Annotated in this window: 17 protein-coding genes; 13 read left to right on the top strand and 4 right to left on the bottom strand. The window is 64.4% G+C overall.

Annotation, left to right across the window (positions count from 1 at the left end; translation table 11 throughout):
- Positions 1–19: 19 nt before the first annotated feature.
- Positions 20–235, bottom strand: coding sequence for a YdcH family protein (locus tag JEQ47_RS18855; protein WP_198877989.1), 216 nt, complete (start codon positions 233–235; stop codon positions 20–22).
- 152 nt (positions 236–387) lie between these two features.
- Here JEQ47_RS18855 and JEQ47_RS18850 point away from each other — a divergent pair, with 152 nt between their 5' ends.
- From JEQ47_RS18850 to dxs, 6 genes are all read left to right on the top strand, one after another.
- Entirely contained in the window at positions 388–564 is a 177-nt protein-coding gene (locus JEQ47_RS18850) for a YdcH family protein (RefSeq protein ID WP_198877988.1), read from the top strand.
- Positions 565–755: 191 nt separating this feature from the next.
- Positions 756–2,240 (top strand): sigma-54-dependent transcriptional regulator, encoded by a 1,485-nt coding sequence (locus tag JEQ47_RS18845; RefSeq protein ID WP_198877987.1) that lies wholly within the window; start codon positions 756–758, stop codon positions 2,238–2,240.
- Positions 2,241–2,343: 103 nt separating this feature from the next.
- Positions 2,344–3,024 carry an outer membrane protein gene (locus JEQ47_RS18840; RefSeq protein ID WP_198877986.1) on the top strand — a complete coding sequence of 227 codons (681 nt, stop codon included), beginning with the start codon at positions 2,344–2,346 and terminating at the stop codon, positions 3,022–3,024.
- Between the two features lie 277 nt (positions 3,025–3,301).
- On the top strand, positions 3,302–4,999 hold the full coding sequence (locus JEQ47_RS18835) for a L,D-transpeptidase family protein (protein ID WP_198877985.1): 1,698 nt from the start codon (positions 3,302–3,304) through the stop codon (positions 4,997–4,999).
- Between the two features lie 277 nt (positions 5,000–5,276).
- Entirely contained in the window at positions 5,277–6,899 is a 1,623-nt protein-coding gene (mepK, locus tag JEQ47_RS18830) for a peptidoglycan L,D-endopeptidase MepK (protein WP_236020973.1), read from the top strand.
- Positions 6,900–7,067: 168 nt separating this feature from the next.
- Positions 7,068–8,996, top strand: coding sequence for a 1-deoxy-D-xylulose-5-phosphate synthase (dxs, locus tag JEQ47_RS18825; protein ID WP_236020972.1), 1,929 nt, complete (start codon positions 7,068–7,070; stop codon positions 8,994–8,996).
- A 138-nt stretch (positions 8,997–9,134) separates the two neighbouring features.
- Here dxs and JEQ47_RS18820 read toward each other — a convergent pair whose 3' ends face one another.
- Positions 9,135–9,596 carry an Lrp/AsnC family transcriptional regulator gene (locus tag JEQ47_RS18820; protein WP_198877983.1) on the bottom strand — a complete coding sequence of 154 codons (462 nt, stop codon included), beginning with the start codon at positions 9,594–9,596 and terminating at the stop codon, positions 9,135–9,137.
- A 143-nt stretch (positions 9,597–9,739) separates the two neighbouring features.
- Between JEQ47_RS18820 and JEQ47_RS18815 the strand changes: the two genes are divergently transcribed.
- A complete protein-coding gene (locus tag JEQ47_RS18815) occupies positions 9,740–10,450 on the top strand; it encodes an aspartate/glutamate racemase family protein (RefSeq protein WP_198877982.1) in 711 nt (236 codons plus the stop codon).
- An 86-nt stretch (positions 10,451–10,536) separates the two neighbouring features.
- A complete protein-coding gene (locus JEQ47_RS18810; protein ID WP_198877981.1) occupies positions 10,537–10,764 on the top strand; it encodes a flagellar basal body rod C-terminal domain-containing protein in 228 nt (75 codons plus the stop codon).
- A 182-nt stretch (positions 10,765–10,946) separates the two neighbouring features.
- On the opposite strand, the gene JEQ47_RS18805 is transcribed toward JEQ47_RS18810, so the two are convergent.
- A complete protein-coding gene (locus JEQ47_RS18805) occupies positions 10,947–11,210 on the bottom strand; it encodes a DUF2312 domain-containing protein (protein WP_198877980.1) in 264 nt (87 codons plus the stop codon).
- 297 nt (positions 11,211–11,507) lie between these two features.
- On the opposite strand from JEQ47_RS18805, the gene JEQ47_RS18800 reads away from it, so the two are divergent.
- The 4 genes from JEQ47_RS18800 to yddG all read left to right on the top strand — a co-directional run bounded on the left by JEQ47_RS18800 (position 11,508) and on the right by yddG (position 15,265).
- Positions 11,508–12,047, top strand: coding sequence for a DUF1036 domain-containing protein (locus JEQ47_RS18800; RefSeq protein WP_198877979.1), 540 nt, complete (start codon positions 11,508–11,510; stop codon positions 12,045–12,047).
- On the top strand, positions 12,044–13,483 hold the full coding sequence (gene pyk / locus JEQ47_RS18795; RefSeq protein WP_198877978.1) for a pyruvate kinase: 1,440 nt from the start codon (positions 12,044–12,046) through the stop codon (positions 13,481–13,483). Before JEQ47_RS18800 ends, pyk begins: the two co-directional genes overlap by 4 nt.
- A gap of 127 nt (positions 13,484–13,610) precedes the next feature.
- Positions 13,611–14,303 carry a L,D-transpeptidase gene (locus JEQ47_RS18790; protein WP_198877977.1) on the top strand — a complete coding sequence of 231 codons (693 nt, stop codon included), beginning with the start codon at positions 13,611–13,613 and terminating at the stop codon, positions 14,301–14,303.
- 65 nt (positions 14,304–14,368) lie between these two features.
- Positions 14,369–15,265: an aromatic amino acid DMT transporter YddG gene (yddG, locus tag JEQ47_RS18785; RefSeq protein ID WP_198877976.1), complete on the top strand. Its 897-nt coding sequence runs from the start codon at positions 14,369–14,371 to the stop codon at positions 15,263–15,265.
- A gap of 64 nt (positions 15,266–15,329) precedes the next feature.
- Here the strand turns inward: yddG and ykgO are convergent, their stop codons facing one another.
- Entirely contained in the window at positions 15,330–15,455 is a 126-nt protein-coding gene (gene ykgO / locus JEQ47_RS18780; RefSeq protein ID WP_046105532.1) for a type B 50S ribosomal protein L36, read from the bottom strand.
- 181 nt (positions 15,456–15,636) lie between these two features.
- Here ykgO and JEQ47_RS18775 point away from each other — a divergent pair, with 181 nt between their 5' ends.
- Positions 15,637–16,137 carry a response regulator gene (locus JEQ47_RS18775; RefSeq protein WP_198877975.1) on the top strand — a complete coding sequence of 167 codons (501 nt, stop codon included), beginning with the start codon at positions 15,637–15,639 and terminating at the stop codon, positions 16,135–16,137.
- Positions 16,138–16,250: the final 113 nt, after the last annotated feature.

The following is a 16,250-nucleotide window of genomic DNA, read 5'->3' as shown; positions in this document are numbered from 1 at the left end:
ACTCAAGGCGCGGCAGGGCTCAAGCGATGATGTCGGGCAAGAGGATATTTTCGAGCTGGACGATGCGATCCTTGAGCGAAAGCTTCCGCTTCTTGAGGCGCTGGATCAGCATCCGGTCGGCCATTTGCGACTGCGACAGGGTGTGGATGGCAGCGTCAAGGTCCGAGTGTTCCTGGCGTTTCGTCGCCAGCTCCAACCCCAACTGGGCTTCCTGTTCCTTGTCTAGCTGCAGCATCGCATACCGGCGCAATAAGGCTTGGCTCTCCCTCTTGGTTAGCCGATCACAAAGGCTTTTGCATCTGATTTTCCGAACTGCCGGAAACGGCGTCGACAACACATGAAATATTTGTGACGATACCCCTGTCCAACACGCTTAAAGGAGTTGTCATGACGACTGAAGGCCACATCGCGGCGCTGGAACGGCGCCACCAGGAATTGGATCGCATGATCCAGTCGGAAATGCAGAACAGGCAGGCCGACGACCTGATGGTATCAGCGCTCAAGCGCAAGAAACTCGAAGTGAAGGACGAGCTCTACAAGCTCCAGGGCGCCACGCGGCAATAGGCGGCCAAGTCAAAATCTTGGAGGCTTCCTGGAGGGTCACGGCGCGAGCCGGGGCCCTTTTTAATGTCCTGTCGACGGCCAGGAAGCTCGAAAATCGTTAGGCTTAACATCCTCTTAAGGAGCGGAGGGCATCGTCTTTCCCAATTCGGCACATCACGATTCGTGCCGCTAGAATGGGGTATTGGTCCGATATGACGCGTGTTCTGGTGGTGGATGATGATCCGGTGCAATTGCGGCTGACCGCAGAGATTGCCAACCGGGCCGGCTTCAAGCCGATCACCGCCACGGGGGGCGAACAGGCCCTCGCCATCCTTCGCGACGACCCCCAACTGGGGGCCGTGATCCTCGACCTCGTCATGCCTGATCTCGATGGCATGACGGTCATGGAAATCATGCGCAAGGAAGGGCTTACCACCCCGGTCATCATCCAGACCGCCAATGCCTCGCTCGAAACCGTCATCACCGCCATGCGCCAGGGTGCGGCCGACTACTTCGTCAAGCCCGTCTCGCCCGAGCGCCTCGTCATTTCGCTGCGCAATGCCATGAAGCTCGATGCGCTGGAAGCCGCCATCAGGGCCGAACAGGCGCGCAAGAGCGGTACCTTTACCCGCAAGGACATGATCGCCGCCGCCCCCAGCATGGCCCGCGTCATCTCGCTCTGCGCCAAGGCCGCCAAGAGCGCTATTCCGGTCTTGATCGAAGGCGAGACTGGCACCGGCAAGGAACTGGTCGCCCGCATCATCCAGGGCACGGGCGAGCGCGCCGGCAAAGCCTTCGTCACCGTCAATTGCGGCGCCATCCCGCCCAATCTCGTTGAATCCGTGCTCTTCGGGCACAAGAAGGGGGCCTTTACCGGTGCCCATGCCGACCAGGCGGGCAAGTTCGCCGAAGCCCATGGCGGCACCATCTTCCTCGACGAAGTCGGCGAACTGCCGCTCGAGACCCAGGTCAAGCTCTTGCGTGCCCTGCAGGAAGGCGAGATCGAACCGGTTGGCGCGACCAGGCCGGAAAAGGTCAATGTGCGGGTGATTTCGGCAACCAACCGGCGCCTGTTGAACCTGGCCAAGTCAGGCGAGTTCCGCGAAGACCTGTTCTACCGGCTCAACGTCTTTCCCATCTATGTGCCGCCGCTGCGCGAGCGCCGCGAGGATCTCCAGGCACTGGTCGACCATTTCATCGCCCGCTTCTCGGCCGAGGCCGGCAAGCGCGTGCTGGGCGCATCCGCCGCCGTCATGGACCTGCTCAATGCCTATGACTGGCCGGGCAATGTCCGCCAGCTCGAAAACACCGTCTATCGCGCCGTCGTGCTCAGCGACGGCCCCTTCCTCGAAGTCCAGGATTTTCTGCAGATCGTCGCCCATTCGTCCGGTCGCGACGAAGCGCTCCGCACCGTCCAGAGCCTGCCGGCCCCGAGCCAGCCTGTGCATATCGACACCGCCGTGGCCCGCCCGCGACCGGAGCCGGAAGCCGTCGCCGCGCGCGATCGCTTCCTGTCCGACAGCGGCGAACTCCATGCGCTGGCGGATATCGAGCGCGAGGCCATCGCCTTTGCCATCGCCCACCATGGCGGCCGCATGTCCCGCGTCGCCCGGGCGCTGGGCATCGGGCGCTCGACGCTCTACCGCAAGCTTCACGAATACGGTATGGCCGAGGGCCTGATCAGCGACGCGGCCTGAGCCACAGGGATTTGAAGCGGGGCGCCCGCGTTAACCTTGTTCCTTACCGAGCCGTTAAGAGATTGGCTGCAATTTGCGCCTTGAACTTAACGACGAGGCCAATATGAGACTCTCCCTCCTTGCGCTGTCCACCCTGCTGCTGGCCTCGGCTAACGCCCAGGCAGCCGATCTGAACAGTTGGGGCAGCACGCCCGCATCGCCCATCTATTCACCGACCAGCGTCGCGCAGTGGACCGGCTTCTATGCCGGCGTCAGCGGCGGCTACGCCTGGGGTACCACGGTCAACACTCCGGTGCTTGCCGGTGGCGCCACCGACAACAACGCCTCGGGTTGGACCCTGGGCGGCCAGGCTGGCTACAATATGGATATGGGTGGCTTTGTGCTGGGCGGTGAAGCCGACCTGCAATGGGCCAATATCGGCTACACCCACACCCTGCCGGGCGGCGAAAAATTCGAAGCCAAGACCGATTTCTTCGGTACGCTCCGCGCCCGCGCCGGTGTCCCGATCGGCCAGGTCATGCCCTATGCCACGCTGGGCGTCGCCTATGGCCGCGGTTCGGCAACCGTCGACACCGGCATCACCTCCACCAAGACCGCCAACCACTTCGGCTGGACCGCGGGCGTCGGCCTCGAAGCCCAGGCCACTGCCAACCTCTCCTTCAAGGCCGAATATCTCTATGTCGACCTCGGAGCGCAGCCCTATAACGGCCTGCCCACCGTGGGCAATCGCGATATCGGCCAGCGCTTCTCGGTGGTTCGCGCCGGCCTCAACTACAAGTTCTAGGCCTCGACCGCTTCCGAAAGCTCTTGATGGCGCTGTCCCCAGGGCAGCGCCATTGCCTATCGCCACCACTATTTCAGCCCCACCCACTTCGGTCTGACAGTGCCTCGTCGGGGGCCTGGAACAACGCTTCGTTGCAGCTCTGCCACATCCAGGTTTCACGAAATTGCGAGCAATTGCTCCCGTTAAGGTTTGCGGAGTATTGAGACGGTAGTGGCGGGCCCGACGGGGCCGGATTCGGCCCGTTGCCGAGCTCTACGCCGCGCCGTCAGGAGCAATGATGAACAAGGTTCTGGTCAGTCTGGTCGCCCTTCTCGCCGCCCTCGCTCCGATGGGGCCGGCAGTCGCTCAACCGGCGCCCGACATCAAGGCCAGCCGCATCGTCATCGCCCCACCCCAGACCGACCTGGCCCGTACCATCAAGGACGGCCTGTCGGCCGCCTATTATGGCGCCCGGGCCGAAACGGCGGCCCATGCCGAGGCCCAGCGGCTCTATTTCCTTTATGGCCAACGCCATTTCGAACCGATCTGGCTCTCAGAGGATAGCGCGGGCAAGGTCAGCTTCTCGCCTGCCGCCGGCAAGATCATCGCGCTTTTCGAGAATGCCGAGGCCGAGGGCCTGCGGCCGTCCGACTATCTCACAGCCTCCATATCCTCCGACAAACTGGGCGGCGACGCCATTGCTTTGGCCACGCTTGAAACCGCCTTTTCGGCCGCCACGATGCGCTATGCGCAGCACCTCCATAACGGCCGTATCGATCCGCTCTCGGTCAGCGAGTTGCTCGATATCAAGCCCAAGCCCATCGACGAGGCGGCCCTGCTCGAAAAGCTGGCCGGGAGCGACGATCCCGCCGCCATCCTCGCCACGCTCGAGCCGCAGCACCCCGAATTCAAGGCGCTGAAGGCGGCGCTCGCCTCCTTCGAGAAATCCAGCGCCGCCCGCCCGGCTCCGATCGGCGACGGGCCGGTGCTGCGCCCGGGCAATTCCGACGCCCGCCTGCCGGCCATCCGCGACCGCCTCAAGCTCACCGCCTCGACGTCGGAACTCTATGACGAACTCACCGTCGATGCGGTCGAAGCCTTCCAGGAGGGCCAGGGCCTCGAAGTGGACGGGATTATCGGGCCGGCGACCGTTGCCGCCCTCAATGGCGGCGCCGCCACGCGCCGCGAAGACATCATCGCCAATATGGAGCGTTGGCGCTGGATGCCGACCGACCTCGGCGACTTCCGCGTCTTCGTCAACATTCCCGAATTTCGCCTCTGGATCGAGCGCGACGGCCAGCCCGAATACACGACCCGCGTCGTAGTCGGCACCACGCGCAACCAGACACCGGTCTTCTCCGACAATATCCGCCACCTGGTGGTCAATCCCTACTGGAACGTGCCCTCGTCGATCATCCGCGGCGAGATCGCCCCGGCGGTGCTGGCCAATCCGGGCTATACCGACAGCCACAACATGGACCTGCTCTATAACGGCACGCCGGTCAGCCCCTGGCAGGTGGACTGGACGCAGGTCAGCTCGTCCAACTTCCCCTTCCGCGTCCGCCAGCGTCCAGGTGCCGGCAATGCCCTGGGGCAGATCAAATTCCTCTTTCCCAACAAGCACGACGTTTATCTGCACGACACGCCGTCCAAGTCGCTGTTCTCGCGCTCCTTCCGCGCCTTCAGCCATGGCTGCGTCCGCGTCGAGGACCCGATGGCCTTTGCCGATGCGCTGATGGCCAACGAGCCGGCCATTTCGCGCGCCTCGCTCGAAGCCATGTTCGGCCCGAACGAGAAGTGGGTGAACCCGCAGACCCAGATCCCGGTGCACCTGGCCTATTTCACCCTGCGCGTCGATGCCGATGGCGCCATAAGAAACTATGGCGACGTTTATGGGCACAACGAAAAGCTCATCGCCGCCCTCGGCCTCAATCCGGTCGCCGAACCGGCCATCGTCGCCGAAGTCGAGACCGCACCGGCCGAACTTTCCCCCTGATCCATTCGATCATTGCTTCACAGGGTCATTCCCGCGAAAGCGGGAACCCCTGTTTGCCGTGTTGCCAGCGCCTCTTCACATCTCGGACCCTTAACCCGGCGTTTACACTTTCGCCTTGGTTGCGCCCCCTTTTTACCTTAGTAACAGCGGTGTGAGGGGGTCAGGCTGGCCAGTTCACAACTGGTTAGCGTTAATCAATTCGTGCGAATTGGGCGCTAACGTCCCACCATTAATCTGACGAGTGAACCGGGCAGAGTTTGGCGTGGCGGTTATGGGGATGATCAATTGGCGGCGTGCCGCGCGGGTTCTTGCCGCAGCGGTGATGGCCTTTTCCGCGGCACTTCCGGCAGCGCCGGTACAGGCCGCCACCGAACGCGCGCTCTACCTCTATTATACCCATACCAAGGAGACGGCCCGCATCGTCTTCAAGCGCGATGGGCGCTACGTCCAGTCGGGCCTCAATCAGCTCAATCAGTTCCTGCGCGACTGGCGCCAGAACGAGCCGGCCAACATGGATCCGCGCCTGTTCGACCTTGTCTGGGAAGTCTACCAGGAAGTGGGCGGCAGCCAGCCGATCAATGTCGTCTCGGCCTATCGCTCGCCCAAGACCAATGCCATGCTGGCCGCCAATTCCTCGGGCGTCGCCGACAATTCCCAGCATATGCGCGGCACCGCCATGGATTTCTTTATCCCCGGCGTGCCCCTGGCGCGGCTCCGCGCCGCGGCCATGAAGAAGCAGGTCGGCGGTGTGGGCTACTATCCCACCTCCGGCAGTCCCTTCGTGCATCTCGATACCGGCTCGGTCCGCGCCTGGCCGCGCATGACACGCGCGCAATTGCAGGAAATCTTCCCCGACGGCCGCACCATGCACCTGCCCACCGACGGCAAGCCGCTGTCGCAGGAAGGCTACCAGGTGGCCATGGCCGAATGGAAGCGCTGCCACGCCTATCCTTGCAACGGCTCCTCGTCGTCGGGCACCCAGGTCGCCAGCGCCGGTGGCAGCGGCCGCACCCTGATGGACGTGCTGTTCGGCGGCAATGATCAGGCTGCGCCCCAGGCCGCGCCGGCGCCGCAGGTGCAGACCGCCTCGCTGGTTCCCCAGCAGCAGCAATCCTCGCAGGTCGCCCCGGTCATGCCGGTCAGCCGTCCGGCCGATCTCGGCGGCGCCGAAATGCAGGTGGCCTCGCTCACGGACACCACCATGCCCTTCGGCACGGCTGGCAGCACGCCGCTGACCCCAGAAGAACTGGGCCTCGTCGCCAATGTGACCCTGCCGGTGCGCATGCCCGCCGACCTGCGCGAAAACGCTGCCGTCACCGCCATGGCCGCCCTGGCCGCCCCCACCATGCCGACGCCCCGCGTCATCATGACCGATCCGCCGGCGGATATTCTCACGGCCTATGCCGCTGCCGGCCCCGCCGCCGAGCCCGGCGCGCAGCAGGCGCTGGAGATGATCATCCAGAATTCGACCACTGCCAGCGTGCCGCCCGCACCGACCAGCAAGTTGCCGGCGCTGCCGCCACTGAGCCCGGTCACCCAGACCGCATCGCTGGGCGGCAATAGAGCGGCACCGCTGACCGGCCTCTTCAGCGGCACGTTTGGCGCCACCGATGCCGCGCAGACCGCGCCGCTGGCCGAAGCCCTGGCCGAACATGTGGCCAAGCAGCCGGTGCCGGGCGACATGCGCCAGCGCGACCTGGTGCCGCCCGATCTCGAGCACGTGGCCGATATCTTCACCGATCCGGCAGCCCTCACCTCGGGACGCTATGCCGTGATCTTCGATCATGACGTGGCCGATTTCGACCCGACCCCGGAAATGGGCGCCCATGTTGCGGTCAAGACCCTGGGCGGCGCCGATATCCTGCCGGTCCACAACCGCTTCACCCGCACGCCGCAGTGACGCCCGGATCTGGCGACCAGACCGCCGGATCACCAGTGGCTTCGCCCCGCAAAAGCCCGAATGCGTCGTCACATCTGGCGGACCCTTCGCCGCAACCGGTGTGATGGCATTGCCAAGCCCGGACCCTGCGCCTAAACAGGGTCGAACCAGTCTTTCATGGGGACCCGCTTGGCCGACAAGCCCGAAACGCCGCTGCTTGACACCGTCCATACGCCTGCCGATGTTCGCGCCCTGCCGCGCGAAAATCTGCGGCAACTGGCCGACGAAGTGCGCGCCGAGATGATCGACGCCGTCTCGGTGACCGGCGGGCATCTGGGCGCCGGGCTGGGCGTGGTCGAACTGACCGTGGCTCTCCATGCCATTTTCGACACGCCGCACGACCGCATCATCTGGGATGTCGGCCACCAGGCCTATCCGCACAAGATCCTGACCGGCCGGCGCGACCGGATGCGCACGCTGCGCCAGAAGGACGGCCTTTCCGGCTTCACCCGCCGCGCCGAGAGCGAATACGATCCCTTCGGCGCCGGCCATTCCTCGACCTCGATTTCTGCAGGTCTCGGCATGGCCGAGGCCAGCAAGCATCTGGACACGCCGCGCAATGTCATCGCCGTCATCGGCGATGGCGCCATGTCGGCCGGCATGGCCTACGAGGCCATGAACAACGCCGGCGCCATGGACGCGCGCCTCATTGTAATTCTCAACGACAATGACATGTCCATCGCCCCGCCCACCGGGGCGCTGCGCACCTATCTGGCGCGGCTGGTCTCCGGCCCGGTCTATCGTGGCACCCGCGAGGCGGCCAAGAACATCGTTCACAAGCTGCCGCCGTTCCTGCACGAACCGGCGCGCCGTACCGAGGAATTCGCCCGCTCCTTCTTCACCGGCGGCACGCTGTTCGAGGAACTGGGCTTCTACTATGTCGGCCCCATCGACGGGCACAATCTCGACGACCTGCTGCCCATCCTCGAAAACGTCCGCGATTTCGGCCAGGGCCCGATCCTGATCCACGCCGTCACCAAGAAGGGCAAGGGCTATGCCCCGGCCGAGAGCTCGGCAGACAAGTATCACGGCGTATCGAAGTTCAACGTCATCACGGGCGCCCAGGCCAAGGCGCCGTCCAACGCCCCTTCCTATACCTCGGTCTTTGCCTCCTCGTTGATCCAGGAAGCCGAAGCCGATCCGCGCATTGTCGCGGTCACCGCCGCCATGCCCTCGGGCACGGGCCTCGACAAGTTCGCCGAGCTTTTTCCCACGCGCATCTATGATGTGGGCATTGCCGAGCAGCATGCCGTGACCTTTGCCGCCGGCATGGCCTCCGAAGGCGCACGCCCCTTCTGCGCCATCTACTCCACCTTCCTGCAGCGTGCCTACGACCAGGTGATCCACGACGTGGCCATCCAGGGCCTGCCGGTGCGCTTCGCCATCGACCGGGCCGGCTATGTGGGCGCTGATGGCCCGACCCATGCCGGCAATTATGATAATGCTTATCTCGGCGCCATTCCCGGCATCGTGCAGATGGCCGCCGCCGACGAGGCCGAGCTCCGCCACATGGTGGCCACTGCCGCGGCCTACGACCAGGGTCCGATCAGCTTCCGCTATCCGCGCGGCGACGGTATGGGCGTCGACATGCCCGCGCGGGGCGAGATCCTGCCCATCGGCAAGGGCCGCATCCTGCGCCAGGGCTCGACCATTGCGCTCCTCTCCTACGGCACGCGCCTGGGCGAAGTCCTCGCCGCCGCCGACAAGCTCGCGGCCCTGGGCCTCAACCCGACCATTGCCGACGCGCGCTTCATGAAGCCGCTCGACGAGGAACTGATTGCCGGGCTGGCGCAGACTCACGACGTGCTGGTGACCACGGAGGAAGGTGGCCTTGGTGGCTTCGGCAGCCATGTCGCGACCTTCCTTGCGTCCAACGGCCTCCTCGACGGCAAGCTGCGCCTGCGGCCGCTGATGATCCCCGACACCTTTGTCGAGCACGCCTCCCAGACCGACATGTACGCTGCCGCCGGCCTCGACCGCTCAGGCATCGTCGCCACCGCGCTCACCGCCCTCGGCTACGACCAGGCCGCCATGCAGGCGGCTCTGGCGAAGGTTTGACCCGCGGATCAACAAACACCGTACCGCCCTCGGGCTTGACCCGAGGGCCTCTATCCAACCCCACCGACATCTCTTTGGGCCGTTGAGTGGTCCTCGGGTCAAGCCCGAGGACGGAACCGCGTGGGGGACGACGGTGCCTCACGCATAATTCGTCGGCACGCCCTTGGCCTGTTTCACCGTCTCCATCGAGATATAGGCCGACATGTCGAAGAGCTCGATGCGGCTCACGAGCTGTTTGTAGACCACGTCATAATGCTCCACATCGGGCAGCACGATCTTGATGATGTAGTCGAAATTGCCGGTCAGACGGTGCACCTCGACGATTTCCGGCACGGCATTGACCGCGGCATGGAATTTCTCCAGCCAGTCGGCCGCATGGCTGCCGGTGCGCACGATGACGAAGACCGTCGTCGGCAGCCCGACCTTGCGCCGGTCCAGCTCCACCAGGGTGCGGGCAATATAGCCTTCTTCCTTGAGCCTGGTGATCCGCCGCGAGCACGCCGAAGCGGAAAGCGCCACGCTGGCGGCAATCTCCGTCACCGGCATATCCGCATCCGCCTGCAAGAGGCTCAGGATCTTCCGGTCACGATCATCCAGCATCGGCAACTCTCCAACTGTCGCACATCCGTAGCGCAGAATGCCGATTTCATGCAATCACGAGGCGTCCTGGGCCGGGCTGGTGCCTATCTCTGCATCCGAACATCTCTCGAAGCGCGGCACACTGGTTGGACATGGAGGATGCGATGAAGACCATTGGCCTGATCGGCGGCATGAGCTGGGAATCCACTGCCGTTTACTATCGCCACATCAATCAGGAGGTGCGGCGCCTGCGCGGCGGCCTGGCCTCGGCCGACATCGCCCTGCGCTCGCTCAATTTCACCGAAGTGGTCGCCCTGCAGAAGGCGGGCCGCTGGGACCTTGCCGGCGCCATGCTCGGCGAAGCCGGTGCCGGTCTTGCCCGTGCCGGGGCCGATTGCATGCTGATCTGCACCAATACCATGCATCTGGTCGCCGAGCCGGTGGCCGAAATGGTCGGCGTGCCGCTGATCGACATCATCACCGAAACCGCTGCCGCCCTGCGCGCCGATGGCCGCCGCCGCCCGCTGCTGCTGGCCACCCGCTACACCATGGAACATGGCTTTTATACCAGCCGCATGAAGACCCTCGGCCTCGACGTCATGGTGCCGGAAGCCGACGAGCGGGCCCTGGTCCACAGTGTTATCTTCGATCAGTTGTGTCAGGGCGAGGTCTGCGACGCGTCGCGTCGAGCCTATCTCTCGATCATCGACAAGGCGCGCGCCGGCGGGGCGGACTCGGTCATCCTCGGTTGCACCGAGATCGGCCTGCTGCTCGATCCCGAAGCCCTGCCCCTGCCCGGCTACGATTCGACGACCATCCATGCCGATGCCGCCGTCCGCTTCGCCTTGGGAGAGAACCTGTCCCAGGCCGCGTGACTTTCACGCCGTCTTGCGCCGCGCTTTCTAACGATTTGTTGAGACATTTGCCGCCTTGCTGGTGACGCAACCAGCGAGGTCGGCCCTTGGCCATTTCCAGCATTTCCATCGGCGCAGCGGGCATGCACCGCGCCAGCGCCCAGCTCGAAACCAGCGCCAGCCGCATCGCCCGGATCGGCGTTGAAGGCAATGACGTCGACATCGCCACCGAAATGGTCAACGTCATCCAGGCGGAAGCCAACTTCAAGGCCTCGGCCAAGGTGGTCGGCGTGGCCTCCGACATGTCGAAAGTCCTGCTCGATATTTTGGTTTAGGGAACTTCAGCCCGGCCCGAGGCGCATTGCCTCAAACCCCCACCGGCTGTCATCCCGGCGAAGGCCGGGATCCAGCTTGAGATGTCAGGATGGGCCCCGGCTTGCGCCGGGGCGACATCGAGATTGGAAACAGTTCAGCCTGGAACTCAGGCGCCGCGCCTCACCCTGCACCCAGGCAATCCTCAGAGATCCGAAGGCGCCTCGACCATGCCCAGGGCCGACATATAGAGCTCGAGCAGGGCTTCCTGCTCCATGCGCTCATTGGCATCCTGCTTGCGGATGGTCACGATCTTGCGAAGGATCTTGGTATCGAAGCCATTGCCCTTGGCTTCGGCGTAGATTTCCTTGATATCGGCGGCAATGGCCGCCTTTTCTTCTTCCATGCGCTCGATGCGCTCGATGAAAGCACGCAGTTGGTCCTGCGCGACGCTGTCTTCAACGGCCATGGCTTTGCCTCTTTGCCTGCCGCCGGCAACAGCCCTTGGGCCCGGTCACCGGCACGTAAACGAAACGGGAATTGTCCGGTGCCCATCAACCTCAGAGCCCGGTTTGGTTCAACCCTTTTGTGGTCCAATCCACACCCTGCGCCGCGCTCGTGGAAAACCGGCGCCGTCCGGCTTCGCCACTTTTCTGATCAGGTGGCCGAACCTGCCCGCAATTCCGTCAAAACCGGGCTTTAGCCATTGACCTCCCCCCTGCCATACGATCAAAGAAGGGCACGTTTCTCGGTGATTTCCGGCGCAATGTTGAATTCAATCCGCCTCGGCACGACCCTTCTGCTTGCGGGCTTCGGCGCCTTCATGTCCATGGCTGCCGTGACCCCGGCCCAGGCCGAGCTGCGCGTCTGCAATGAAACGGCGAACCTGATTTCCGTGGCCCTGGGTTACCGGGCCGAACGCGGCTGGATGAGCGAAGGCTGGTGGCAGGCCCCTCCGGGCGATTGCCGCACCCTCTACCAGGGCGACCTGCAGCGGCGCTTCTATTATCTCTATGCCGTGGACGACATTGGCGGGGGCGCCTGGGATGGCCAGGTCTTCATGTGCACCCGTGACGAAACCTTCACAATATTCGGGGTTGAGGATTGCCTCGCCCGGGGCTATGAGCGCACCGGGTTCTTTGAAATCGATACACAGAACCGCTCCGACTGGACCCTGCAGCTCACCGAAAATGCCGGCGAGCCAAGCGTCGTCGGTCCGGATCTGGGCGAAGATCTTGAAGATCCGGCCTTCCTGGTAGACGACCCCGCAGACACCACAACGCCAGACAATACGGATACGCAATGAGACGGATCAGACGCGCGAAGATCCTCGCCACGCTCGGCCCTGCCAGCAACGAGGAATCGATGATCGAGGAACTGGCCAAGGCCGGCGCCGACGTCTTCCGCATCAATATGAGCCATGCCAGCCATGAGCTCATGCACCAGACCGTTAAGCGCATTCGCTCGGTCGAGGCTCGTCTCAAGCACCCCATCGGCATCCTCGCCGACCTGCAGGGCCCCAAGCTCCGCGTCTGGAAGTTTGCCGGCGGTTCGGTCAACCTCGTCGCCGGGCAGAAATTCACACTCGACAGCGAGCAGAACGATACCGGCAATGCCGATCGCGTCTACCTGCCGCATCCCGAAATCATCGAAAGCGTTTCGGTCGGCGACCGTCTCCTTCTGGACGATGGCAAGCTGCAGCTCAAGGCGACTAAAGTCGGAGGCGGTGTCATCGAGACCGAAGTGGTCTATGGCGGCAAACTCTCCGACAAGAAGGGCGTCTCCCTGCCCGATACGTTGCTGCCCACCGGCGCCCTGACCGAGAAGGACCATGCGGACCTGCTCGAGGCATTGAAGGCCGAGGTCGACTGGATCGCCCTCAGCTTCGTGCAGCGCCCCGAGGACATCATCGACGTGCGCAAGATCGTCCAGGGTCGCGCCGGCGTCATGGCCAAGATCGAAAAGCCGCAGGCCATCGAGCGGCTCGAAGAGATCGTGAAACTCTCCGACGCCATCATGGTCGCCCGTGGCGATCTCGGTGTCGAACTGCCGCTCGAACTGGTTCCGGGCCTGCAAAAGCGCATGATCCGCATGTGCCGCCGCTACGGCAAGCCGGTGGTCGTGGCCACCCAGATGCTCGAATCGATGATCACCGCGCCGGTCCCGACCCGCGCCGAAGTCAGCGACGTCTCCATCGCCGTCTTCGAAGGCGCCGACGCGGTCATGCTCTCGGCCGAAAGTGCCTCCGGCCAGTATCCGGTCGAAGCCGTCACCACCATGGCCAAGGTCGCCATTGCGGTGGAGAGCGACGCCAACTACCGCAACATCATCAAGGCCGCCCAGACCGAGCCGGAAGCCACCGCTGCCGACGCCATCTCGGCCGCCACGCGCCAGGTTGCCGAAACGCTCGATCTGGCTGCCATCGTCACCTATACGGCTTCGGGCTCGACCGGCATCCGCGCCGCCCGCGAACGGCCATCGAAGCCCATCATCGCCCTCTCGCCCAATCTCAGGACCATCCGCCGCCTGTCGGTGGTCTGGGGCATCCATTGCGTGCAGACCGAAGACGCGGTGAGCCTCGAAGACATGGTCGATCGGGCCTGTGTCATCGCCTACCAGGAAGGCTTTGCACGCCCCGGCGACCGCATCGCCATCACTGCCGGCGTGCCGCTGGGCACACCGGGCGCCACCAACATGCTGCGCATCGCCTTTGTTCGTCAGGATGGCGCCGGCTCGAGCTGAGGGTGTCACCCAAGAGCACCACTCCCGAGGGCCCCGACCATGTCGGGGCCTTCTTTCTTTGTGCGGCGCTTGCGGCCCAATCGGACAAGTATCAGGATCGGCCCAGTGGGAAACAGGGACGGGTGCCATGCACAAGAGTGACGCACTGACTGACGACCAACCGAGGCAAGCCGGCGCCATGGGCCGCAGGGCCTTCCTCCTTGGCTCTGCGGCGACGCTGGGCACCATGGCCCTTGCCGGCTGCAGCAGCAGCACCATCAAGGCGCTGAGCATGGCCGAGGCCGAAGAGGTCTATGGTCCGCTGCCCAACGAGCGCTTCCCGGTCGAGGCGGTCAATCTCAGCAAGGTCGATCCCAAATACTGGCGCCGCACCGTGCGCTATGACAGCGCCGAAGCGCCCGGCACCATCGTGGTCGATCCGCGCAACCACTATGTCTATCGCGTCGAAGGCCAGAACGTCGCCACCCGCTATGGCGTCAGCGTCGGTCGCGCCGGGTTCCTGTGGAGCGGCGATGCCTATATCGGCCGCAAGGCCGAATGGCCCGTCTGGACCCCGCCGCGCGAAATGATCGCGCGCCAGCCCGAAGTCGCCAAATATGCCGGCGGCATGGCGCCGGGCCTCGACAATCCCCTGGGCGCCCGCACGCTCTATCTCTATCAGGATGGCGTCTATACGCTTTACACCCTCTACAGCACCCGCCAGGCCGAGACGATCGGCAACGGCATTTCCTCGGGCTGCATCGGTCTCCTGACCCAGGACATGATGGACCTTTACGAGCGCACTCCGGTCAATACCAAGGTGATCGTGCTCAAGGCCTGAGCCCAAGCCACGCAACACAGGACGGCCCCGATGAAGTCGGGGCCTTTTTGTTGTAGAGACCCTGCATGACCATCGCCGCCACCAAGCCGAGCCTTCGCGCCACCGCCACGGGCCTTGTCGCCGTCCTGCTCTGGGCCTCGGTCGTGGGCATGATCAAGTCGGTCTCATCCAGCTTTGGCGCCACCGGCGGCGCCGCGCTGATCTATTCGCTGGCCAGCGTCTTCCTGTTTCTCAGCCTCGGGCTCGGCGACCTCCGCACTTTCCCGCGCCGCTATCTCGTGGTCGGCGGCCTGCTCTTTGTCAGCTACGAGCTCTGCCTTGCCCTTTCCATCGGCTATACGACTACGCCGCGCCAGGCCATCGAGGTGGGCATGGTCAACTACCTCTGGCCGACGCTGACCTTGGTCGGCACCGTGGTCTTCAATCGGCGACCGGTCAGGATCTGGATCGTCCCCGGCCTCCTCCTCTCGATGATCGGCATTGTCTGGGTGCTGGGCGGCGATGCAGGCTTTTCCCTGCCCGCCATGCTGGACAATGTCCGGCTCAATCCGCTGAGCTACGGCCTCGCGCTGGCCGGTGCGCTGATCTGGGCCGCCTATTGCGTGGTCACCCCCAAATTGGCCAACGGCCGCAACGGCGCCACGCTGTTCTTCGCCTTTACCGCCATGGCGCTCTGGGCCAAGCTTGCCTTCACGGGCGACATCTCCTGGAACGTCGGCCTCGTGGACATCGTCATGCTCGTCCTCGCTTCCGCCGCCATGGGCTTTGCCTATGCCGCCTGGAACGTCGGCATCCTCCATGGCAATGCGACGGCACTTGCCACGGCCTCCTATTTCACCCCCGTGTTGTCGGCCGCCTTTGCCGCCGCATTGCTGCAGTCGGCGCTGCCACTTTCCTTCTGGCAGGGTGCGGCCATGGTCAGCGCCGGCTCGGTGGTCTGCTGGCTGGCGACCCGCAAATAGGCGCCAAAAGCAACAAGGCCCGCATCTGCATGCGGGCCTTGTCGGAATTCGAGGAGCGAAACGCTCAGCCCTGGCGAGCCTTGAAGCGCTTGTCCACCTTGTTGATGATGTAAACGCGGCCGCGACGGCGGACGAGCTTGTTCGCGCGGTGGCGAGTCATCAACGCCTTCAGCGAGTTGCGGATCTTCATCTGTGTAATCCTTGGTCAAACAAAATGGGCGCTGAGGCGCCCGAAAACTGGCCTCTACATAAGGAAAGAGACCCAGCCTGTCAACGCGCAATCATACCGGTTTTCCCCATTGCGCCGGTGTTAACGCCGAGGTTATGGCCGGGCCCTAGAATGGGCCGAAACCGCCCAGCCATTGAACCCGATGCCCAGCGAAAACACCAGCAAACCCGGCGCCCTCGTCATCGACCCGCAGGCCAACATGGCAGCCCTCGTGGCCGACATGCTGCGCAATCTCGGACGTCGCGACATCCGCGAAGCCTGGGACGGCAACCAGGCCCAGCACGAGCTGCGCCGCAGGGCCTATGAGGTCATCATCATCGACGATGCGCTGACCGGACCCGACGCCGTCGAGCTGGTGCGGCGCCTGCGGGCCGACGCCACCTCGCCCAATCGCCTCACGCCCATCATCATGATGGCGGCGGCCCCCGATGCCGCTCGCATTGCCGCGGCCCGGGATGCCGGGGTCACCGAATTCCTGCGCAAGCCCTTTGCCGCGGCCCACCTCAAGTCGCGGCTCGACGCCATTGCCGGCCAGCCGCGTCCCTTTATCGACGCCACGACCTATGCCGGCCCCGACCGCCGCCGCCGCGTCCAGGAGATCGGCACGCCCGACCGGCGCGGCCACGAGCCAGGCGAAGGCTGAGGTGCCCTCATGCCCACCGGCTGTCGTCCCGGCGAAAGCCGGGATCCATCTTGAGATCTCAGGATGGGCCCCCGGCTTTCGCCGGGGTGACAATCCAGTTTTTCGATAGTGGG

Origin of the sequence: Devosia sediminis (genome assembly GCF_016411825.1) — a bacterium.
GTDB classification, from domain to species: domain Bacteria; phylum Pseudomonadota; class Alphaproteobacteria; order Rhizobiales; family Devosiaceae; genus Devosia; species Devosia sediminis.
Note: the sequence above shows the minus strand (reverse complement) of the source record. Positions and strands in the feature narration are given on the sequence as shown.